15 protein-coding genes and 2 pseudogenes are annotated in these 21565 nt (G+C 70.9%); 9 read left to right on the top strand and 8 right to left on the bottom strand.

Annotated elements, in window-relative coordinates; genetic code table 11:
- Window positions 1–196 precede the first annotated feature (196 nt).
- From KM933_RS34485 to thyX, 3 genes are all read right to left on the bottom strand, one after another.
- A complete protein-coding gene (locus KM933_RS34485) occupies window positions 197–1882 on the bottom strand; it encodes a ribonuclease J (RefSeq protein WP_221360021.1) in 1686 nt (561 codons plus the stop codon).
- Between the two features lie 134 nt (window positions 1883–2016).
- Entirely contained in the window at window positions 2017–2916 is a 900-nt protein-coding gene (gene dapA, locus KM933_RS34490; protein WP_221360023.1) for a 4-hydroxy-tetrahydrodipicolinate synthase, read from the bottom strand.
- Window positions 2917–3140: 224 nt separating this feature from the next.
- The gene (gene thyX, locus KM933_RS34495) at window positions 3141–3881 is read right to left on the bottom strand and encodes an FAD-dependent thymidylate synthase (protein ID WP_221360024.1); all 741 of its coding nucleotides are present in this window, start codon (window positions 3879–3881) and stop codon (window positions 3141–3143) included.
- 218 nt (window positions 3882–4099) lie between these two features.
- On the opposite strand from thyX, the pseudogene KM933_RS39970 reads away from it, so the two are divergent.
- Window positions 4100–4336 (top strand): annotated as a pseudogene (locus KM933_RS39970) (hypothetical protein); the annotation flags it as partial.
- Window positions 4337–4469: 133 nt separating this feature from the next.
- The gene (locus tag KM933_RS34500) at window positions 4470–5033 is read left to right on the top strand and encodes a hypothetical protein (RefSeq protein WP_221360025.1); all 564 of its coding nucleotides are present in this window, start codon (window positions 4470–4472) and stop codon (window positions 5031–5033) included.
- Between the two features lie 75 nt (window positions 5034–5108).
- On the opposite strand, the gene KM933_RS34505 is transcribed toward KM933_RS34500, so the two are convergent.
- The 5 genes from KM933_RS34505 to rpsO all read right to left on the bottom strand — a co-directional run bounded on the left by KM933_RS34505 (window position 5109) and on the right by rpsO (window position 10627).
- Window positions 5109–5561: a tetratricopeptide repeat protein gene (locus KM933_RS34505; RefSeq protein WP_221360026.1), complete on the bottom strand. Its 453-nt coding sequence runs from the start codon at window positions 5559–5561 to the stop codon at window positions 5109–5111.
- 5 nt (window positions 5562–5566) lie between these two features.
- On the bottom strand, window positions 5567–6319 hold the full coding sequence (dapB, locus tag KM933_RS34510; protein WP_221360028.1) for a 4-hydroxy-tetrahydrodipicolinate reductase: 753 nt from the start codon (window positions 6317–6319) through the stop codon (window positions 5567–5569).
- Between the two features lie 45 nt (window positions 6320–6364).
- Window positions 6365–7744: a M16 family metallopeptidase gene (locus KM933_RS34515; protein WP_221360031.1), complete on the bottom strand. Its 1380-nt coding sequence runs from the start codon at window positions 7742–7744 to the stop codon at window positions 6365–6367.
- Window positions 7741–9975: a polyribonucleotide nucleotidyltransferase gene (locus tag KM933_RS34520; RefSeq protein ID WP_221360033.1), complete on the bottom strand. Its 2235-nt coding sequence runs from the start codon at window positions 9973–9975 to the stop codon at window positions 7741–7743. The genes KM933_RS34515 and KM933_RS34520 overlap by 4 nt, the downstream gene beginning before the upstream one ends.
- Window positions 9976–10339: 364 nt before the next feature.
- The gene (gene rpsO / locus KM933_RS34525) at window positions 10340–10627 is read right to left on the bottom strand and encodes a 30S ribosomal protein S15 (protein ID WP_020128575.1); all 288 of its coding nucleotides are present in this window, start codon (window positions 10625–10627) and stop codon (window positions 10340–10342) included.
- Window positions 10628–10938: 311 nt separating this feature from the next.
- Here rpsO and KM933_RS34530 point away from each other — a divergent pair, with 311 nt between their 5' ends.
- The 7 genes and pseudogenes from KM933_RS34530 to KM933_RS34560 all read left to right on the top strand — a co-directional run bounded on the left by KM933_RS34530 (window position 10939) and on the right by KM933_RS34560 (window position 21556).
- The gene (locus KM933_RS34530; RefSeq protein ID WP_221360035.1) at window positions 10939–11262 is read left to right on the top strand and encodes a DUF397 domain-containing protein; all 324 of its coding nucleotides are present in this window, start codon (window positions 10939–10941) and stop codon (window positions 11260–11262) included.
- Window positions 11263–11652: 390 nt separating this feature from the next.
- Window positions 11653–14970 carry an SCO5717 family growth-regulating ATPase gene (locus KM933_RS34535; RefSeq protein WP_221360037.1) on the top strand — a complete coding sequence of 1106 codons (3318 nt, stop codon included), beginning with the start codon at window positions 11653–11655 and terminating at the stop codon, window positions 14968–14970.
- A gap of 365 nt (window positions 14971–15335) precedes the next feature.
- Complete coding sequence (locus tag KM933_RS34540) at window positions 15336–17174, top strand: ABC transporter substrate-binding protein (protein WP_221360039.1); 1839 nt, start codon at window positions 15336–15338, stop codon at window positions 17172–17174.
- A 99-nt stretch (window positions 17175–17273) separates the two neighbouring features.
- Window positions 17274–18308: an ABC transporter permease gene (locus tag KM933_RS34545; RefSeq protein WP_221360048.1), complete on the top strand. Its 1035-nt coding sequence runs from the start codon at window positions 17274–17276 to the stop codon at window positions 18306–18308.
- Window positions 18305–19231: an ABC transporter permease gene (locus KM933_RS34550; protein WP_221360050.1), complete on the top strand. Its 927-nt coding sequence runs from the start codon at window positions 18305–18307 to the stop codon at window positions 19229–19231. Before KM933_RS34545 ends, KM933_RS34550 begins: the two co-directional genes overlap by 4 nt.
- Window positions 19228–20385 (top strand): ABC transporter ATP-binding protein, encoded by a 1158-nt coding sequence (locus KM933_RS34555; protein WP_260334599.1) that lies wholly within the window; start codon window positions 19228–19230, stop codon window positions 20383–20385. The genes KM933_RS34550 and KM933_RS34555 overlap by 4 nt, the downstream gene beginning before the upstream one ends.
- Window positions 20382–21556: pseudogene (locus tag KM933_RS34560) on the top strand (oligopeptide/dipeptide ABC transporter ATP-binding protein). The gene KM933_RS34555 and the pseudogene KM933_RS34560 overlap by 4 nt, the downstream one beginning before the upstream one ends.
- Window positions 21557–21565 lie beyond the last annotated feature (9 nt).

Genomic DNA, 21565 nt, shown 5'->3' on the forward strand with positions numbered 1-21565 from the left:
TCCCGCTCTCGCGTTTCCCTTTCCGGCGATTCCGACTTTAGCAGAGACGCTGAGTCGGATTCTCCGCCCCTTCCGGGGTGGTCCGGACGCTTGAAAGTTCCGGGTGCCCGTCTGGCGGAGCCGTAAACGTACTGGAGCGGGGCTCCCCGATGCAAATCGGGGAGCCCCGCTCCGGATGCGTGCGTGCGACGCGGTCTCAGACCTCGACCACGACCGGCAGGATCATCGGCCGGCGGCGGTAGGTGTCCGAGACCCATTTGCCCAGCGTACGGCGGATGAGCTGCTGCATCTGGTGGGCTTCGACGACACCGTCCTGGGCCGATCTCTCCAGGACCTCGACGACCTTCGGGAGGACGTCGACGAACGCGGAGTCCTCGATGCCCGAGCCGCGGGCCTGGATGTGCGGCCCCCCGGTGATCTTCCCGGTGCTGGTGTCCAGCACCACGAAGACCGAGATGATGCCCTCGTCACCGAGGATCTTGCGGTCCTTGAGCGTGGGTTCGCCGACGCCGCCGACGGAGAGGCCGTCGACGTACACGTATCCGGCCTGGACCTTGCCCGCGATTCTGGCCTTGCCCCCGACGAGGTCGACGACCACGCCGTCCTCGGCGATCACGATGCGGTCGTGCGGTACGCCGGTCAGGGCGCCCAGCTCGGCGTTGGCACGCAGGTGGCGCCATTCCCCGTGGACCGGCATCAGGTTGCGCGGCCTGCAGATGTTGTAGAAGTACAGGAGCTCGCCGGCGGAGGCGTGGCCCGAGACATGCACCTTGGCGTTGCCCTTGTGGACGACGTTGGCGCCCCAGCGGGTCAGCCCGTTGATGACGCGGTAGACCGCGTTCTCGTTGCCGGGGATGAGCGACGACGCCAGGATCACCGTGTCGCCCTGGACGATGCGGATCTGGTGGTCCCTGTTCGCCATCCGCGACAGGGCCGCCATCGGCTCGCCCTGGGAGCCGGTGCAGACGAGGACGATCTCGTGTTCCGGGAGGTCGTCCAGTGTCTTGACGTCCACCACCAGGCCCGGCGGGACCTTGAGGTAGCCGAGGTCCCGCGCGATGCCCATGTTGCGGACCATCGAGCGTCCGACGAAGGCGACCCGGCGGCCGTACTCGTGGGCGGCGTCGAGGATCTGCTGGATGCGGTGCACATGGCTGGCGAAGCTGGCCACGATGATGCGCTTGCTGGCGTTCGCGAAGACCTGGCGCAGCACGTTCGAGATGTCGCGCTCCGGCGGGACGAAGCCCGGGACCTCCGCGTTCGTGGAGTCCGAGAGGAGGAGGTCGATGCCTTCCTCGCTCAGACGCGCGAACGCGTGCAGGTCCGTGAGCCGGCCGTCCAGCGGGAGCTGGTCCATCTTGAAGTCACCGGTGTGGACCACCATGCCCGCGGGGGTGCGGATGGCGACCGCGAGGGCGTCCGGGATGGAGTGGTTGACCGCCACGAATTCGCATTCGAAGGGGCCGATGCGCTCGCGGTGGCCCTCGGCGACCTCGAGGGTGTACGGGCGGATGCGGTGCTCCTGCAGCTTCGCCTCGATGAGGGCGAGGGTCAGCTTGGAGCCGATGAGCGGGATGTCCGGCTTCTCCCGAAGGAGGAAGGGGACGCCGCCGATGTGGTCCTCGTGGCCGTGCGTGAGGACGATGCCCTCGATGTCGTCGAGGCGGTCCCTGATCGAACTGAAGTCCGGCAGGATCAGGTCGATGCCGGGCTGCTCCTCCTCCGGGAAGAGCACGCCGCAGTCGACGATCAGAAGACGGCCGTCGTACTCGAAGACCGTCATGTTCCGGCCGATCTCACCGAGACCGCCGAGCGGCGTGACCCTGAGGCCCCCCTTGGGGAGCTTCGGCGGGAGACGGAGTTCAGGATGCGGATGACTCAAAAGACTCTCCTCACCACACGCGCCACGTACCTGGCAGGGCACGTGGCGCGCATGACGTTCGTGCAGTAGCAGTTGTCCGGTGGAGCAGGCACTCGGCCTGCGTGGTCGTACGTATTCAGTTGTGAAGTCTGTGGTTAGAGCTGTACCCCGCCGGCAGCAAGATCGATCTTGAGCTGTGCGGTCTCCTCGGACGACAGGCCGACCATGGGCAGGCGCAGCGGTCCGGCGGGCAGTCCCTGCAGGGTCAGCGCGGCCTTGGTCGTCATGACGCCCTGGGTGCGGAACATACCGGTGAAGACGGGGAGCAGCTTCTGGTGGATCTCGGTGGCCTTCTGGACGTCGCCGCTCACGTACGCGTCGAGCATGCTCCGGAGTTCGGGGGTGACCACGTGGCCGACCACGGAGACGAAGCCGACCGCGCCCACGGACAGGAGCGGCAGGTTCAGCATGTCGTCGCCGGAGTACCAGGCGAGGCCGGAGCTCGCGATGGCCCAGCCGGCGCGGCCCAGGTCGCCCTTGGCGTCCTTGTTCGCGACGATGCGCGGGTGCTCGGCGAGACGCACCAGCGTCTCCGTGTTGATCGGGACGCCGCTGCGGCCGGGGATGTCGTAGAGCATGACCGGCAGGCCGGTGGCGTCGGCGATCGTGGTGAAGTGCTGGTACAGGCCCTCCTGCGAGGGCTTGTTGTAGTACGGCGTCACGGTGAGCAGGCCGTGCGCGCCGGCCTGCTCGGCGGCGTGGGCCAGCTCGACACTGTGGCGCGTGTCGTTCGTGCCGACGCCGGTGACGACGTGGGCGCGGTCGCCGACGGCCTCCACCACGGCTCGTACGAGATCCGCTTTCTCCGCGTCGCTGGTGGTCGGGGACTCGCCCGTGGTGCCGTTGACGACCAGGCCGTCGTTGCCTGCGTCCACCAGGTGGGTGGCGAGCCGCTGCGCGCCGTCGAGGTCGAGTGCGCCGTCCGCCCCGAAGGGCGTGACCATGGCGGTGAGGACCCGCCCGAAGGGGGTCTGCGGAGTGGAGGTCGGAGCCATGGGTAACACGCTACTCGCTGCTCAACGTGCGGTCTGCCCTCGGGGGAGGCGACAAGTCGGGACAAAGATGGAGCCCGGCACTGCCTGCTCGGGGGTTCAAGCAGTACCGGGCCCCTTTGATCAGGCTAGATGCATTTCACGAAATGCCGCAATACGGACACCTCGCTCGACCGGCCCGTACAGATGTGCCTGGTGGGCCGGGCGACGGAACCGGTCGGGGCGCGTCATGGGGCGACGCGTCCGTTGGTGTTGAAGGCGGCGTACGTGAGGGGCATGAGCCGGGCCCACTCCGCCTCCATCCTCTCGCCGACCATCTCGATCTCCCGCTGCGGGAAGGACGGGACCTTCGCCTGCTCGTGCTGGGTGCGCAGGCCGAGGAAGTGCATCAGCGAGCGGGCGTTGCAGGTCGCGTACATCGAGGAGAACAGGCCGACCGGGAGGACCGCGCGGGCGACCTCGCGGGCGACACCGGCGGCGAGCATCTCCCGGTACGCCTCGTACGCCTGCCGGTATGCGTCCTCCATGGTGCGGTTGACCAGCTCCAGCTGGGCTTCGGTGCCCTCGACGAAGACGTACTTCCCGGGGCGCCCCTCCTGGACCAGCTTGCGGGACGCGCCGGGGACGTAGAAGACCGGCTGGAGCTCGCGGTAGCGGCCGGACTCCTCGTTGTACGACCAGCCCACCCGGTGGCGCATGAACTCGCGGAAGACGAAGATCGGGGCGCTGATCAGGAACGTCATCGAGTTGTGCTCGAAGGGGCTGCCGTGCCGGTCCCGCATCAGGTAGTTGATCAGGCCCTTCGAGCGCTCCGGGTCCTTCTGCAGTTCCTCCAGGGACTGCTCGCCGAGCGTGGAGACGCGGGCGGCGAAGAGCACGTCGGAGTCGGAAGCGCTGTGCTTGACCAACTCGACGGTGACGTCACTGCGGAAGTCGGGCTTGAAGTCGTCGGCGGGGGTGTCGGTCACGGTGTGGAGGATCCTTCCCAGTACTGGCTCGGGCGGCGACCACTCTACGGTCCGGGACCGGCGAGGAGGCGTTCGGTGCCGTGACGCGACATTCGCCCGCAGACTTCTGCGAAGCCGGTGGGACAGGGCACCGTACGGGGCGCTCGCTCGTCCGTACCAGTGGCAGTGATCCGTTCGGGTCTCCCGGGGACCCGAGTCCGCGAAGGAGGAGCGCACCCGTGTTCCGTCGGTGCGAACCCGTCCCGTTCGCCTTCGTCGCCGAAGCCGACGCGTTCCGCAGCGACGTCACCCCAGCGCCGCGTCCACGGGCCTCCGCCGCCGAGCCGGCCGGCCGGTGACTGATGGGCCCGACCGTGGTGGCCGGCCTCGTGGGCTCCCTGCTCCTCGGCCTGCCCGCCCTCTCGGCCGACCTCTCCCCCGGGCACACGCAGCAGTCCGACGCGTCCCGGGGACGCCGACCCCTCCCCCGGCGGTCCCGCGGACCGGGAAGCACCCCACCCCCCATGGCCCCCCGCGGGTGGTGGGCGGAGATCGGGATGGGTAGCCTCACCGGGCACAGTCCATGCGTGGTGTGAGTGAGGATCAGCCGTGCCCCTGCCCTTTCTGACCGCCGATCGCGCTTTCGACGAGGCGGGCGAGGATATCGCACTGCCGTTCGACAACCGGGACCGGTGGCGGCGTCCTTACCGGCCCGGCCCGTGGCGGGTCGGCGCGGCGGCGCTCCTGCTGCTGCTCGCGTCGTACGTGCTGTTCGCGGCGGTCGTCATCGCGGCGGCCGGGAACGCGTCGGGAGGCGCGGTGTGCCTGGGGCTCGCCGTACTGGTCATCGCGTGCGCCCTGCGTCTGCTGCGGATGGGTGCGTGGGTGAGCGCCTCCGGTCTGCGCCGGGTGCGGTTCTTCACCACGGCGACGACGCCCTGGGCACAGGTCGCGGTGGTGCGGACCGTGCAGCAGCCGGTGCGCTGGCTCGGGCTGCCGCGGACGGTGCAGGGCCAGGCGCTCGTCCTCATCCGCGGGGGTCACTCCTCCGGTGACGGGCCGACGCCCTTGCTGACCACGCACAACGCGGACTTCATGGGCCGTCCCGAAGCCTTCGACCGGGCCGCGGACGCCGTCGAGGTGTGGGCGGACGAGTACCGGCAGCACGCCTGAGCGGTGACATGACGAAGGGCCCCTCCACCGGGTGCGGTGTGGCGGGGCCCTTCGTCATGGTGGCGCCCATGTCCCTCAGGTCCGTGCGGGTTTCCCGTCGTGCAGGGTGATCGCGTGCTGCATCGCCTTGCGGGCCCGTGGGGTGTCGCGGGCGTCGTGGTAGGCGATCGCCAGCCGGAACCAGCTGCGCCAGTCGTCGGGGGCGTCCTCCGTCTCGGCCCTGCGCCGGGCGAACACCTCGTCGGCCGAGTCGCGGTCGATGCGGCCGCTCGGGGTGCGCCGCAGCTCGTCGGCAGGGAGCCCGCCCTCGGCGTCGAGCTCCGCGGCGAGCCGGTTGGCCTGCCGGACGAACCGGGTGTTCTTCCAGAGGAACCAGACACCGATCGCCGGCAGGACGAGGACGGCGGCGCCGAAGGCGACGGTGAGCGGCGTGCCGTGCTGGATCAGCATCATCCCGCGGGTGCCGACCAGGACGAAGTAGACGACCAGGACGGCCGCCGTGACGGCGTACGTGATCTTCCCGGACATGGCGGTTACTTCAGGTCCAGGAAGTTTTCCAGGCCGAACGTGAGGCCCGGGGTGTCCACGACGCGGCGCACGCCGAGCAGGACGCCCGGCATGAAGCTGCTGTGGTGCAGGGAGTCGTGACGGATCGTCAGTGTCTCGCCCTCGCCGCCGAGCAGCACCTCCTGGTGGGCCAGCAGGCCGCGCAGCCGGACCGCGTGCACCGGGACGCCGTCGACGTCCGCGCCGCGGGCACCGTCCAGGGCCGTCGCCGTGGCGTCGGGCTGCGGGGCGCTGCCCGCCTCCCGCCGGGCGGCGGCGATGAGCTGGGCGGTGCGGGTGGCGGTGCCGCTGGGCGCGTCCACCTTGTTCGGGTGGTGCAGCTCGACGACCTCGACCGACTCGAAGTACGGCGCGGCCGCCCGCGCGAACTGCATGGTCAGCACCGCGCCGATGGAGAAGTTCGGGGCGATGAGCACGCCCGTGCCCGGTACCGCGGCCAGCGAGGTCTCCAGCTGTGCGAGGCGCTCGTCGGTCCAGCCCGTCGTACCGACCACGGCGTGGATGCCGTGCCGTACGCAGAAGCCGAGGTTCTCCATGACCGAGGCGGGGGTGGTGAGTTCGACGACGACCTGGGCGCCCGCCTCGGTCAGGGTCTCCAGTGGGTCGCCCCGGCCCAGTGCGGCCACCAGCTCCAGGTCGTCGGCGGCCTCGACGGCCCGTACCGCCTCTGATCCGATACGCCCCTTGGCGCCGAGGACCGCCACGCGCAGCTTGCTCATGTTCTTGCTTTCTTGGTCGGGGACTTGGCCGGGACTCGTGCCGCTCTACGCGACCGCTTCGTGCAGCCGGGACGCCTGCTTGTCCTTCAGCGGGCCGATGACCGACAGCGAGGGCCGCTGTCCCAGGATGTCGCGGGCCACTTCCCGGACCTCGTCCGGGGTGACCGACGCGATGCGGGTCAGCATGTCGTCGACGGACATCTGCTCGCCCCAGCACAGTTCGCTCTTGCCGATACGGTTCATCAGCGCGCCCGTGTCCTCCAGGCCGAGGACCGTGGAGCCGCGGAGCTGGCCGACGGCGCGGCCGATCTCGTCGTCGGACAGGCCGTGCTCGGCGACCTGGTCGAGTTCGTCGCGGCAGATCTTCAGCACGTCGTGGACCTGGCTGGGACGGCAGCCCGCGTACACGCCGAAGAGGCCGCAGTCGGCGAAGCCCGAGGTGTACGAGTACACGCTGTAGGCCAGACCGCGCTTCTCGCGGACCTCCTGGAAGAGGCGGGAGGACATGCCGCCGCCCAGTGCGGTGTTCAGGACGCCCAGGGCCCAGCGCCGCTCGTCGGTGCGGGCGAGGCCCGGCATGCCGAGGACGACGTGGGCCTGCTCGGTCTTGCGGCCGAGGAGCTCGACGCGTCCGGCGGTGCGGATGGTGCGGGAGCCGTCGCGCGGGGCGATCGGGCCGGCGTCCGGCCGCTTGAACGCGCCGGCCTTCTCGAAGGCGGCACGGACCTGGCGCACGACCTTGTGGTGGTCGACGTTGCCGGCGGCCGCGACCACGAGGTGCGTCGGGTCGTAGTGCTTCTTGTAGAAGCGCCTGATGCGGTCCGCGGTGAGGGCGTTGACCGTGTCGACCGTGCCGAGGACGGGGCGGCCCAGGGGGGTGTCGCCGAGCATCGTGTGCGCGAACAGGTCGTGCACGCAGTCGCCCGGGTCGTCCTCCGTCATCGCGATCTCCTCCAGGATCGCGCCGCGCTCGACGTCCACGTCCTCCTCGCGGATCAGCGAGCCGGTGAGCATGTCGCAGACCACGTCGATGGCGAGCGGCAGGTCGGTGTCGAGCACGCGTGCGTAGTAGCACGTGTACTCCTTCGCCGTGAACGCGTTCATCTCGCCGCCGACCGCGTCGATGACGGAGGAGATGTCCAGGGCGCTGCGGGTGTGCGTGCCCTTGAAGAGGAGGTGTTCCAGGTAGTGCGTGGCGCCGTTCAGAGCCGGCGTCTCGTCCCGCGAGCCGACGTGCGCCCAGATGCCGAAGGTGGCGGAGCGCACGGAGGGCAGGGTCTCGGTGACGACGCGCAGGCCCCCGGGGAGGGTGGTCCTGCGGACCGTGCCGATGCCGTTCTCGCCCTTGATCAGGGTTTGGGTACGGGCGACGGCCCGCGCCTCCGAGGAGGTGCGGGCCGTCGCCTTGGAGGTGCTTGCCGTCACTTGTCGCCCGCAGCGGAGCCGTCGGAGGCGGCGTCCTTGTCGTCGTCGCCCTCGCCCTCGATCACGGGGATGAGGGAGAGCTTGCCGCGGGAGTCGATCTCGGCGATCTCGACCTGGACCTTGGAGCCCACGGCCACGACGTCCTCGACGTTCTCCACGCGCTTGCCGCCGGCGAGCTTGCGGATCTGCGAGATGTGCAGCAGTCCGTCCTTGCCCGGCAGCAGCGACACGAACGCACCGAAGGTCGTCGTCTTCACGACGGTGCCCAGGTAGCGCTCGCCGACCTCCGGCATGGTCGGGTTGGCGATGCCGTTGATCGTGGCACGGGCGGCCTCGGCCTGCGAGCCCTGGGCGGCACCGATGTAGATGGTGCCGTCGTCCTCGATCGTGATGTCGGCGCCGGTGTCCTCCTGGATCTGGTTGATCATCTTGCCCTTCGGGCCGATGACCTCACCGATCTTGTCCACGGGGATCTTGACCGTGATGATCCGCGGGGCGTTCGGGGACATCTCGTCCGGCGTGTCGATCGCTTCCATCATCACGTCGAGGATGTGGAGGCGGGCGTCACGGGCCTGCTTGAGGGCCGCGGCCAGGACGGAGGCGGGGATGCCGTCCAGCTTGGTGTCGAGCTGGAGGGCGGTCACGAACTCCTTGGTGCCGGCGACCTTGAAGTCCATGTCGCCGAAGGCGTCCTCCGCACCGAGGATGTCGGTGAGGGCGACGTAGTGCGTCTCGCCGTTGATCTCCTGCGAGATCAGGCCCATGGCGATGCCCGCGACGGGGGCCTTGAGCGGCACACCGGCGTTGAGCAGCGACATGGTGGAGGCGCAGACCGAACCCATGGACGTCGAGCCGTTGGAGCCGAGGGCCTCGGACACCTGGCGGATCGCGTAGGGGAACTCCTCGCGCGTCGGCAGGACCGGCACGATGGCGCGCTCGGCGAGGGCGCCGTGGCCGATCTCGCGGCGCTTCGGGGAGCCGACGCGGCCGGTCTCGCCCACCGAGTACGGCGGGAAGTTGTAGTTGTGCATGTAGCGCTTGCGGGTCACCGGGGAGAGGGTGTCCAGCTGCTGCTCCATCCGGAGCATGTTCAGGGTGGTGACGCCCAGGATCTGGGTCTCGCCACGCTCGAACAGGGCGGAGCCGTGCACGCGCGGGATGGCCTCGACCTCGGCGGCGAGCGTACGGATGTCCGTGACGCCGCGGCCGTCGATGCGGACCTTGTCCTTGATGACGCGCTCACGGACCAGGGACTTGGTCAGCGAGCGGTACGCGGCGGAGATCTCCTTCTCGCGGCCCTCGAACTGCGGGAGCAGCTTCTCGGCGGCGATCTCCTTGACGCGGTCCAGCTCGGCCTCGCGGTCCTGCTTGCCCGGGATGGTGAGGGCCTGGGAGAGCTCGTCCTTGACGGCGGCGGTGAGCGCCTCCAGGACGTCGTCCTGGTGGTCGAGGAAGACCGGGAACTCGCCGGTGGGCTTGGCGGCCTTCGACGCGAGGTCGGCCTGGGCCTTGCAGAGCACCTTGATGAAGGGCTTCGCGGCGTCCAGACCGGCGGCGACGACCTCCTCGGTGGGCGCCTCGGCGCCACCCGCGACCAGCTGGATGGTCTTCTCGGTGGCCTCGGCCTCGACCATCATGATCGCGACGTCGCCGTCCTCCAGGACGCGACCGGCGACGACCATGTCGAAGACGGCGTCCTCGAGCTCGGTGTGCGTCGGGAACGCGACCCACTGGCCGTTGATCAGCGCGACGCGGACGCCGCCGATCGGGCCGGAGAAGGGCAGGCCGGCCAGCTGCGTGGACGCGGAGGCGGCGTTGATCGCCACGACGTCGTACAGGTGGTCGGGGTTGAGCGCCATGATCGTGGCGACGACCTGGATCTCGTTGCGCAGGCCCTTCTTGAAGGACGGGCGCAGCGGGCGGTCGATGAGGCGGCAGGTGAGGATCGCGTCCTCGGAGGGCCGGCCCTCGCGGCGGAAGAAGCTGCCGGGGATCTTGCCGGCGGCGTACATCCGCTCCTCGACGTCCACCGTGAGGGGGAAGAAGTCGAGGTTGTCCTTGGGCTTCTTGGAAGCGGTGGTGGCCGACAGCACCATGGTGTCGTCGTCCAGGTACGCGACGGCGGAGCCGGCGGCCTGCTTGGCCAGGCGGCCCGTCTCGAAGCGGATGGTGCGGGTGCCGAAGGAACCGTTGTCGATAACGGCCTCGGCGTAGTGGGTCTCGTTCTCCACTAGCGTTTTCTCCGATACTTTTCGTCTTTCGTCCCGGCCTGCCCGTGTGGCAGGGGGACGCTTCCGCGGAGAAGCGCGCCTACTCGTGCGGGCCGGTCTTCGATCGAAGCTCCCGGGTTCCCATTCCCCCGGGGGCCACTACCGAGGACCGGCGGCGGCGAGGTGCGCTTTCCCTCTTGTCGTGCGTGTAGTGCGTGTCGTGCGGTACGGCGACCGTGCGGTGTTGTGCTGTGCACTGTCGCGGTGCCGCATCGTGTCCTGCTTATTGCGTTGTGCCACCAGACTACAAAGGGGTGGTGACACTCCGCACGTACAGCAAAGGGAGCGGTCCCCTAAGAGTGGGAACCGCTCCCTCCACGGTGTCTTACTTCGCGCCCGCCGCACCGCGGCGGATGCCCAGGCGGTCGACCAGCGCGCGGAAGCGCTGGATGTCCTTCTTCGCCAGGTACTGCAGCAGGCGACGGCGCTGACCGACCAGGATCAGCAGACCACGACGGGAGTGGTGGTCGTGCTTGTGGGTCTTGAGGTGCTCGGTCAGGTCCGAGATACGGCGCGAGAGCATCGCGACCTGGACCTCGGGGGAGCCGGTGTCGCCCTCCTTCTGACCGAACTCCGTGATGAGCTGCTTCTTCGTAGCGGCGTCGAGCGGCACGCGTACTCCTCGTAGTCTTCGTCGATGGCCACCGAGTGCCCCTGGTCCACTTCTCAGGGGAGCTTCCGTAACTCGGGAGGCGGGGATCCGCTGAGCGCTACCTCCAGGGCCCTTGAGGGCGGTCCGGGGGTGCGTACACATACGGCCGTAACACAGCGTACCAGGGGGTAGGGGTGCCGCCGACCGGGGTTCCCCCGAGCGGGGAGGGGCGGGAGCCGGTCCCAGTAGGGTGACGCGACGGGCCGGCGCCCTGCCGGGCGCCCCGTCGGTACGCAGATCGGGTTCGTTCGTCTGGAAGGGGTCGCTTCGCCATGGCCGAGGCAGAGGGCGCGGGGGACAAGGACGTCAGGGCGCGCAAGGAGCGGGAGAAGGACGAGCTCTACGCCCTCGACATCTCGGGGGTCGAATGGCAGAGCGCGCCGGGTACCGAGGAGCACGAGGAGCGGGTCGAGATCGCGTACCTCCCCGGGGGCGCGGTGGGCATGCGGTCGTCCCTCGACCCGGACACGGTGCTGCGGTACACGGAGGCGGAGTGGCGGGCCTTCGTGCTCGGTGCGCGCGACGGGGAGTTCGACCTGGAGCCGGCGCCGCAGGGCGGCGGGGCGCCTGCGGATGCGGAGCAGCCGCCGCAGTAGCCCACCGCGGCGGCGGGAAGCAGGAGGCGGCAGGCGGAGCGGGACAGCAGGAGGAGCGGGAGAAGAGGGACCGGCGGCGACCGGTGGTGACCGGCGGCAGGGATGCCGCCGGTCCTTCTTGTTTTAGCGCTCTTTGTCCACTTTGCCTTCCGCGCAAGGTAGTTCGTCCGTCACTTCTGGGCAGGCTGTGACGTAGTGGGCGGGATCGCGGGGGTGGACGGGCCTGCCGTGGGGGTGGTTGTGGTGATTAGGCTGGAGGGGCGCGGCAGCAGAACCCGTCACCGGGACCGTCGCGTCACAGGGGGAGCCGGGGCGCGTCACGAGGCCCCGGACGACGAGAACGGTCGCCCCAGCTCGACATGAGGGTGCTCGACCACACCAGGAGGAATTGTGAACAGCGATCGGGACGGGATCCGCGGGGGCTGGGCCACACCCGGCGATGACCAGTCCGACGCGGAGTCCGCCGTCGAGACGACGGGCGAGTTCACCATCGACTACGCCCCTCCCGCCTGGTACACGCAGAACGCCTCCGGCAGTTCGGGGACGGCTTCTCCTGCTGTGACCGAGGAGGGGGAAAAGGAAGAAGAAGAGGAAGAAGCGGAAGAAGCGGAAGCGCACGGGGAGGACGGCGCGGACGTGCCGGGTGGGGCAAGGGCGCCGAGTGTGCCGAGTGCGCCGCCGGCTTTCGTGCCGCCTCGGGCTCCGGTGGTTCCGCAGGGCCCGGTGGGTCCGGTTGCTCCGCAGGCGCCGGTGGGTCCGGTGGCGCCCGCCGCTCCCGCGCCGCCTTTCGCTCCTGGAGCGCCCTTCACTCCCCCGGCTGCGGTGCCGCCCGCTCCCGTTGCTCCGTCCGGCAGTCCCGTGGCCGTTCCGGGGCTGCCGGTGGACAGTGGGTTCGAACCTCAGGTTCCTCCGGTTCCTCCGGTTCCTCCGGTTCCTCCGGCCGGAGGAGGCGGCGGCGGCGGGGACATCGAGAGCGGCGCCACGATGCGGATCTCCGCTGACGCCGTGAAGAGGGAGGTCGCGGAGCGGGGCGGCGTCGAGCCCCAGTCCGAGTCCCAGTCCCAGTCCGAGACCGAGACCGGCGAATCGGCTGAGGTTCCGGTTCCGGAGGAGGCATCGGTCGCGGACGAAGGCACCGATGCGGAGGTCGTCCAGGTCGCGTTCGGGAACCAGGCCGAGGACGACGACCAGGTGGACGAGGGGGCCGAGGAGGAGGACGGGAACAAGGGCGGAGACGGGGACGAGGCCGAGGGCGAGGTCGCTGAAACGTTCGCCGATGTCGTCGAGGCGCAGCTGGTTGACGCGGACGCGCGGAACCCCGACGACGCCGGCGATTCCGTGCCGGTGACGGACTCCGAGCCGCAGGACGCGCCGGCGACGGGTGAGGCCGAGCCCCGCGACGCGGAACCGCAGGACGCGCCTCCCGCATGGACCCCACCACCGCTGCCGCAGAGCGGACTGCCCCCGCTGCCGCCGTCGTACCAGCCCGCCGCTCCCGCTCCGGCCGGGCAGTGGCCCGACGCGGTGGAGGACGGGGACGGGCAGCCTCCGCAGGCGGAGTCACCGGTTCGGCCGTCCGCGCCGCCGCAGGGGCAGCCGTTCCAGCCGCAGGCGCCGCAGCCTTCGCCGCCGGTCTGGCCCGCCCAGCCAGGTACGCCGGCCCCGGCCCCGGCCCCGGCCCCGGCCCCGGCCCCGGCCCCGGCTGAGCCTGCCGCGCCCGTGCCTGCCGCCGCTGCTCCGGCTTCTGCCGAGCAGCCGGGCGGTTACGGATTCCCGCAGTTCAGCGCTCCCGGCGCGGTCCCGGCGGCCCAAGCGGTCCCCGGCTTCCCGCAGCCGCAGCCGCAGCCGTCGGCCGGGTTCCCCGCCGCGCCTCCGGCCCAGACGCAGGTCCCCGGGCCCGCGTCGGTTCCGGGTCCCGGTCCGCAGGGCGGATACGGGTTCCCGCAGTCCGGGCCGGCCGCAGCACAGCACCCTGCGGCCCCTGTGCCTCAGGAAGGTCCCGGCCTCCAGCAGCCGCCGGGACAGGCTCCCGCGCAGGCGCCCGGTCACGGGTTCCCGCAGCCGCCTGTCGCGCAGCCGTTCCCCCAGCAGGGACAGCCCTATCAGCAGCCCCGGTCGCAGCAGCCCGTACCGCCGCAGCCGGGTGCCGCCACCGGTGTGCCGCAGCCCCAGCCCCAGCCCCAGCCGGAACAACAGGCCCCCGTCGATCCCCGTACCGGTACCGCCTGGCCGCAGCCCGTGCAGCACGATCAGCGGCAGCGCACCAACCCGGGGGCGCCCCTCGGTTACACGGCAGCCGTGGAGCTGTCCTCGGACCGGCTGCTCAACAACAAGAAGCAGAAGACGAGGAGCGGCCGGCCCACCGCCGGGTCCTCCCGGTTCAGGCTCGGCGGGAAGAAGGAGGAGGCCGAGCGGCAGCGCAAGCTCGAACTGATCCGTACCCCGGTGCTGTCCTGCTACCGGATCGCCGTCATCAGCCTCAAGGGCGGCGTGGGCAAGACGACCACGACCACCGCCCTCGGCGCCACGCTCGCCACCGAGCGGCAGGACAAGATCCTCGCCATCGACGCCAACCCGGACGCCGGTACGCTCGGCCGCCGGGTGCGCCGCGAGACCGGGGCCACCATCCGTGACCTCGTCCAGGCGATCCCGTACCTCAACTCGTACATGGACATCCGGCGGTTCACCTCGCAGGCGCCGTCGGGGCTGGAGATCATCGCCAACGACGTCGACCCGGCCGTGTCGACGACGTTCAACGACGAGGACTACCGGCGCGCGATCGACGTGCTCGGCAAGCAGTACCCGATCATCCTCACGGACTCCGGTACGGGTCTGCTCTACAGCGCCATGCGCGGTGTGCTCGACCTCGCCGACCAGCTCATCATCATCTCGACGCCGTCCGTCGACGGTGCCAGCAGTGCCAGTACGACGCTGGACTGGCTCTCGGCCCACGGGTACGCGGACCTGGTGGCGCGGTCCCTCACCGTCATCTCCGGGGTGCGCGAGACCGGCAAGATGATCAAGGTGGACGACATCGTCAGCCACTTCGAGACGCGCTGCCGGGGCGTGATCGTCGTGCCGTTCGACGAGCATCTGGCGGCGGGAGCCGAGGTCAACCTCGACATGATGCGGCCGAAGGTGCGCGAGGCGTACTTCAACCTCTCGGCGCTGGTCGCGGAGGACATCGCGCGCCACCAGCAGGCCCAGGGCCTGTGGACGTCGGACGGCAACCCACCGCCGGTCGCCGCACCGCCGATGCCGGGCCAGCCGATCCCGGGCCTGTCCGTACAGCACGGTCAGCCCGTGCAGCACGGTCAGCCCGTGCCCGGTCAGCAGTACCCGGGCCAGCCGGTGCCGGGCCAACAGCCCGGGCAGTTCCCCCAGCAGGGCCAGCCCGGACAGCCCCGCCCCGGTCAGCCGTACCCACAGCACGGAATTCCTCCGCAGCAGCCCGGCGGCTATGCGCAGCCGCCTCAGCCGCAACCCGGGTACCCCGGGCAGCCGGGCGCCGCTCCCCAGAGCTGGCAGCCCCAGCCGGGCACGCCCTTCCCGCAGCCGCCCGCCGCACCCGCGCCGGGTCAACCCTTCAACCCCGGCGCGTCCGCACCCGGCGTACCCCACCAGCCCCCGGCCCCGGCCCCGCAGGCCGATCAGGACGGCCAGGACTCCCAGGGCCAGACCCCTCCCTCCCCGCCGCCCCATCGGTGACCGCCCGCACGGATAACCCGTTCGGCTGAATCCGCGGCCTTCGGACCGTCCTCAGGGCCCGCTCCGTACGCCCACGGCGCGGGCCCTCGGCATGCCGTGGGACGCGCCCCGCACGCCCGGCGTCGAAACACCCCCGCACCAGCGCCGTTCGGCACCGCCCTCCGACCAGGCTCCTTTCACGGGTCTGCACCAATGACCGTGAAATCCGGATCAAGTCGTTGTTTCCGCAGGCCACAAGGGGTACACCGGCCGTTGACGCATCCCGACCAGCGCTGATAGACACTCACATCAACCCGGCCGCGGTCACCAGAGCGAGCAGCGCCACAGTCCATCTCCGTGCGAGTGACGACGTGAGGTAGCGAGCCATGGACAGACACGACCAGCACGGCACGGAGGGCACCGTCCTCCGGCTCCTCGCGGCCGCCGGCGCCGCCCTCATGCTCACGGCCGGTCTGGCGACCCCGCTCGATCCGGCACCCCGGCGGGCCGAGGCGAAGGACGGCGAACAGGTCCTCACGGTCGCGGTGGCGCAGAGCGTCGACTCGCTGAGCCCGTTCCTCGCGGCACGCCTGGTCAGTACGAGCGTCCACCGGCTCATGTACGAGTACCTGACCAACTACGACCCGAAGGACAACCACGCGGTCCCGGGGCTGGCCACCGAGTGGGAGCCCTCCGCCGACAAGCTGACCTGGACCTACACGATCCGCGACGACTCGAAGTGGTCGGACGGGAAACAGGCCACCGCCGAGGACGCGGCGTGGACGTTCAACAAGATGATGACCGACGAGGGCGCGGCCACCGCGGGCGGCAGCTTCGTCGCGAACTTCGAGAAGGTCACCGCGCCGAGCCCCACCGAACTGGTCATCGAGCTGAAGAAGCCGCAGGCCACCATGGCCGCACTGGATGTGCCCATCGTGCCCAGGCACGTCTGGGAGAAGGTCGACGACTTCTCCGAGTTCAACAACGACAAGAGCTTCCCCGTCGTCGGCAACGGCCCGTTCATCCTTACGGATTACAAAGCCGACAGCTATGTACGGCTGAAGTCCAACAAGTCGTTCTGGCGCGGGGCTCCGAAATTCGACGAGCTGGTCTTCAAGTACTACAAGGACGGTGACGCGGCGGTCGCGGCCCTGCGGAAGGGGGAGGTCTCGTTCGTGTCGGGCCTGACGCCCGCGCAGGCCGCGGCGCTGAAGAGCCGGCAGGACATCGCCGTCAACGACGCGCCAGGCCGTCGCTTCTACGCGCTCGCCGTCAATCCGGGCGCGCGGGCCAGGAACGGGAAGAAATTCGGCGACGGCCACGAGTCGCTGCTGAACCAAAAGGTCCGCCGGGCGCTGTTCATGGCCGTGGACCGCAGGACCGTCGTCGACAAGGTCTTCCAGGGCCACGCGGTGGAGGGCGAGGGCTACATCCCGCCGCGCTTCTCCGCCTACTTCTGGAAACCGGCGGACGGCCAGCGGATCGCATACGACCCGGCCGGGGCGGCCCGGCTCCTCGACGAGGCCGGGTACCGGAAGAACGGCGACGGCAGGCGCGTCGGGAAGAACGGCAGGCCGATCACCTACCGCGTCCTCTGCCACGCCACCGACCCGCAGGACAAGGCGGTCGGGAAGTACCTGCAGGAGTGGTGGGGCGAGCTCGGCATCGGCGTCTCGCTCGACTGCCGGGACAACGTGAGCGACCCCTGGCTCGCGGGCGAGTACGACCTCGCCTTCGACGGCTGGTCCGTCAACCCCGACCCCGACTTCGTCCTCTCCATCCACACCTGTGCGGCGCTGCCGGCGACGCCGAAGGAGATCGGCGCGACCGACAACTTCATCTGCGACGAGAAGTACGACGAGCTGTACGACCGGCAGCTCGCCGAGTACGACGCCGCCAAGAGGGCGGACATCGTCAAGCAGATGGAGTCGCGGCTGTACGACACGGGGTACATGAACGTCATGGCGTACCCGAACGCGGTGGAGGCGTACCGCACGGACCAGATCGCGTCGATCACGAAGATGCCCGAGGCCGCAGGCAACATCTACGGCCAGGACGGTTACTGGAGCTGGTGGTCGGCGGCCCCGGCCGACGGCGGCGGGTCCTCCGACGGCGCCGGCCAGACGGGCGTCATCATCGGCATCGTCGCGGGCGTCGTGGTCCTCGCGGGCCTGGGTGCCTTCTTCGCGGTGCGCCGCCGCGCCACCGCGGAGGACCGCGAATAGGCGGGCCCCGCGGCCGGACGCCCACACACGCGAACGCCCGCACACGCGAGCAGCCGCACAGCCGCACAGCCGAGCGTGGCCGAGTAGTAAGGGCCGTTCATGACCGCTGACGCGACACCCTCGCCGGTCGGGAGGACCGGCGGACCACGGGTACGGGGCACCGCGTATCCCGGGTACGTGGCCGGCAAGCTGGGCGGCGCGGCCGTCTCCCTGCTCGCCGTGCTGGTCACCAGCTTCTTCCTCTTCCGGCTGATCCCGGGCGACCCGGTGAAGTTCATGACGGGCGGCCGCCAGGTCTCGGCCGGACAACTGGCCTCGTACCGGCGCGAGTTCGGCCTCGACCTACCGCTGTGGGAGCAGTTCACGGACTACTGCGGCAAGGCGCTCACCGGTGACCTCGGTACCTCGTACCAGTTCCGGGCGCCGGTCATGGACAAGATCACCGAAGCACTGCCGAACACGCTGCTGCTGACGGGTACGTCGTTCGTGCTCTACACGGTGATCGGCGTCCTCCTCGGCACCCGGGCCGCCTGGCGCAACGGCGGCCTCGGCGACCGCCTCCACACCGGACTGGCGCTGACCCTCTACTCGATCCCGTCGTTCTGGCTGGGACTGCTGCTGATCATCGTCTTCTCGGTCGGGATAGGGCCCGTTCCCGGTCTCTTCCCGACGGGGGGCATGGAGTCCGGCGGCGAGGAGGGGTTCGCGTACGTCCTCGACGTCGCCCACCACCTCGTCCTTCCCGTCGTGACGCTGGTGGCGGTCGAGTACGGGCAGACGCTGCTGATCACCCGCTCGGCGCTGCTCGACGAGATGGGCGGCGACTATCTGACGACCGCGCGGGCCAAGGGCCTGCGGGACGACCTCGTACGCCGTCGCCACGCGGTACCGAACGCACTGCTGCCGACGATGACGCTGGTCTTCATCAACCTGGGCCGGACCGTCGCGGGCGTGATCCTCGTCGAGACGGTCTTCTCCTGGCCGGGCCTCGGCGGGCTCTTCTACCAGGCGCTGAGCGTGCCTGATCTCCCGTTGGTCCAGGGGCTGTTCTTCGTCTTCGCCACCGCGGTGATCGTGATGAACACCCTCGCCGATCTGATCTATCCGCTGCTCGATCCCAGGGTGGGCCGATGACGACGACGGATCCGGACGAACCGATGGCGAAGGCCGGTCGCCGCGCCCTCGCGCGGCAGCGGCGACGCGCTTCCGCCGTCCGCTTCTGGACGCGGTACCGCACCCACCGCTCCGGTCTCCTCGGCCTGGCCGCACTCGCGCTCTTCACCCTCGTCGCCCTCACCGCGCCGCTGACCGTCGGCTCCGACGTGCAGAGCGTGACAAACGCGCCGGGGCAGCCCATGGAGAGTCCGAGCGCCGAGTTCCCGCTGGGCACGGACCAGTTCGGCCGCAGCCTGCTCGGTCTCGTCGTGTGGGGGTCCCGGGTGTCGCTGCTCGTGGGCCTCCTCGCGGCCGTCCTCTCGGTCGCGATCGGCGCGCTCATCGGCATCACGGCCGGTCACTTCCGCGGCTGGTTCGCGACGGTGGCGATGCGGATCACGGACTGGTTCCTGGTCATGCCGACACTGGTCCTCGCGATCGTGCTCGCGACCGTGCTGTCCCGCTCGCTGGGCACGATCGTCCTGGCGATCGGTGTCACGACCTGGCCGACGACGGCCCGTCTGGTGCGCGCGCAGACCCTCGCCGTGGAGGCACGGCCGTACATCGAGCGCGCCAGGGCCCTGGGCGGCGGCCACTGGCACGTGATGTCACGGCACGTGCTGCCCAATGTCATGCCGCTGGTGCTGGCGCAGACGACCCTGATCATCTCCTCCGCGATCCTCGCCGAGGCGACCCTCGCCTTCCTCGGCCTCGGCGACCCGACCGTCGTCTCCTGGGGCGGTCTGCTGCAGGACGCGCGCGAGGCGGGCGCGGTGAGCGCCGGGAAGTGGTGGTACCTGGTGCCGCCCGGTGTCGCGATCGCCGTCGTGGCCCTCGCCTTCACGCTGTGCGGCCGCGCCGTCGAGTCCGTCCTCAATCCCAGGCTGGGGGTGGCCCGTTGAGCGCGCCGACCGCACCGCACCTGCTGGACGTACGGAACCTGGAAGTGACGTACCCGGGCGGAGTGGCCGCCGTGCGCGGCGTGGACCTCACCGTGGACGCCGGTCAGAAGGTCGGCATCGCGGGCGAGTCCGGCTGCGGCAAGTCCACGCTGGCGCTCGCCCTGCTGCGGCTGCTGCCGGCCGGAACCCGGGTGAGCGGGGAGATCCTCCTCGACGGCGAGGACGTACTGACCATGAGGTGGGGGCGGGTACGGGCGGTCCGCTGGGCCGGGGCCTCGATCGTGTTCCAGGGCGCGATGCACTCGCTCAACGCCGTGCACCGCGTCGGGGACCAGATCGCCGAGCCGATCCTGCTGCACCACCGCGGGGCCACCGCGGCGGGGGCGCGCGGACGGGCCGGTGAGCTCCTGGAGCAGGTGGGTCTCCCCGCCGCGCGGGCTTCCGCGTACCCGCACGAGTTGTCCGGCGGCCAGCGGCAGCGCGTGATGATCGCCATGGCGCTGGCCTGCGATCCCCGGCTGGTCGTCGCCGACGAACCGACCACCGCGCTCGACGTGATGATCCAGGCGCAGATCCTGCGGCTCGTCCAGCAGCTGGTGTCGGAGCAGGGGCTGGGCCTGGCCATGATCAGCCATGACCTGGCGGTCCTGTCCGACACCTGTGACCGGCTGGCGGTGATGTACGCGGGGCGGGTGGTCGAGGAGGGGCCCGCACGGCAGGTGTACGAGGCCGCCCGGCACCCCTACGGGCAGGCGCTGTCGGCGGCCTTCCCGCGGATCGGGGACACCGGGTCGCGGTTCGCGCCGCGCGGTCTGCCGGGGGATCCGCCCGATCCGGCCGCGCTACCGACGGGCTGCGCGTTCCACCCGCGGTGCGCGGTGGCTCTGGACTCGTGCGCGGTGGAGGACCAGGTGCTGCGGACGGCTGCGGCGGACCACCGGGCAGCCTGCGTGCACGTGGGGTCCGTGGACCGGCCGGGTTCTGCGGGGCCGACGGGGCCCGTGGGGCCGGTGGGGCCCGTCGGCACGGCGGAGCCCGTGAGCCCGGGGGACCCCACGGGCACGGGGGAACCCGTCGCCCCGGAAAAGCCCGTCGGCCCCAGGGAGCCCGGAGGGTTCTCCGGGGGGACGGAAGAGGCGAGGAGTGCTCCATGACGACGGGCGAGTCGATTCCTCCGGTATCTCCGGTGTCCGCCGCTCCCCTGCTGAGCGCGGAGGCCCTGCGGGTCACCTTTCCCGCCCGGCGCGGCGACAGCGGCCGGGCCCGGGCCGTCGACGGGGTGGACCTCTCCGTCCACCCCGGCGAGATCGTGGCGCTGGTCGGCGAGTCGGGCTGCGGCAAGACCACGCTGGCGCGCTCGCTCCTCGGCCTGGTCCCGCCGACGGCGGGCCGGGTCACCTTCGCGGGCCGGCCCCTCGACTACTCCTCGCGCGCGCTCAAGGCGTACCNCTGGCGCGCTCGCTCCTCGGCCTGGTCCCGCCGACGGCGGGCCGGGTCACCTTCGCGGGCCGGCCCCTCGACTACTCCTCGCGCGCGCTCAAGGCGTACCGCAAGCGGGTCCAGCTGGTCCTCCAGGACCCGAGCGGCTCACTCAACCCCCGGCACACGGTGTACGACGCGGTGGCGGAGGGGCTGCGCATCCACGCGTACGGGGGCGACGAGCGCGAGGCGGTCGCGACAGCCCTGTCGCGCGCCGGACTCCGGCCGCCCGAACGGTTCTTCCTGCGCTATCCGCACGAACTCTCGGGCGGTCAGCGCCAGCGGGTCGTCATCGCGGGCGCGCTCGTCCTGGAACCCGAACTCATCGTCGCCGACGAGCCGGTGGCCTCACTGGACGCCTCGGTACGCGGCGAGGTGCTGGCCCTGCTGCTGCGGCTGCGCGCCGAACTCGGTCTGTCCGCGCTGGTGGTCACCCACGACCTGGGGCTCGCCTGGAACATCGCGGACCGGGTCGCGGTGATGTATCTGGGCCGGATCATCGAGACGGGGCCGGTCGAGGACGTCCTGCGGGCACCCCGGCACCCGTACACACAGGCCCTGCTGTCGGTCCTGCCCGAGGCCCCCGGCGATCCGGTCGTGCTGACCGGCGAAACCCCGGACCCGTCCCGTGTCCCCGCGGGCTGCCGCTTCCACCCCCGCTGCCACGTCCTGGCGGCCGGCGGGGCCGAGCGGGCGGGAGTGGCGACCGCGTGCCGCACGGAGGACCTCCCGGCGCTGAACGGCACCGGCGCTTCCCAGGTGGCCTGCCATTGGGCGCGGGCACGGGCACGCGCCCTGAACGGCACGGGCACGGGAACCGCCGGACCCGACAGCCCGACGACGTGACGACGTGAG

Source organism: Streptomyces beigongshangae, from assembly GCF_019710745.1.
Classification (GTDB): Bacteria; Actinomycetota; Actinomycetes; order Streptomycetales; family Streptomycetaceae; genus Streptomyces; species Streptomyces beigongshangae.

Coding starts and splice junctions, on each gene's coding strand:
- KM933_RS34550 (WP_221360050.1), top strand. CDS start 18,305: ATGACGACGACGGATCCGGACGAACCGATGGCGAAGGCCGGTCGCCGC.
- dapA (WP_221360023.1), bottom strand. CDS start 2,916: ATGGCTCCGACCTCCACTCCGCAGACCCCCTTCGGGCGGGTCCTCACC.
- KM933_RS34545 (WP_221360048.1), top strand. CDS start 17,274: ATGACCGCTGACGCGACACCCTCGCCGGTCGGGAGGACCGGCGGACCA.
- KM933_RS34505 (WP_221360026.1), bottom strand. CDS start 5,561: ATGTCCGGGAAGATCACGTACGCCGTCACGGCGGCCGTCCTGGTCGTC.
- KM933_RS34540 (WP_221360039.1), top strand. CDS start 15,336: ATGGACAGACACGACCAGCACGGCACGGAGGGCACCGTCCTCCGGCTC.
- dapB (WP_221360028.1), bottom strand. CDS start 6,319: ATGAGCAAGCTGCGCGTGGCGGTCCTCGGCGCCAAGGGGCGTATCGGA.
- KM933_RS34530 (WP_221360035.1), top strand. CDS start 10,939: ATGGCCGAGGCAGAGGGCGCGGGGGACAAGGACGTCAGGGCGCGCAAG.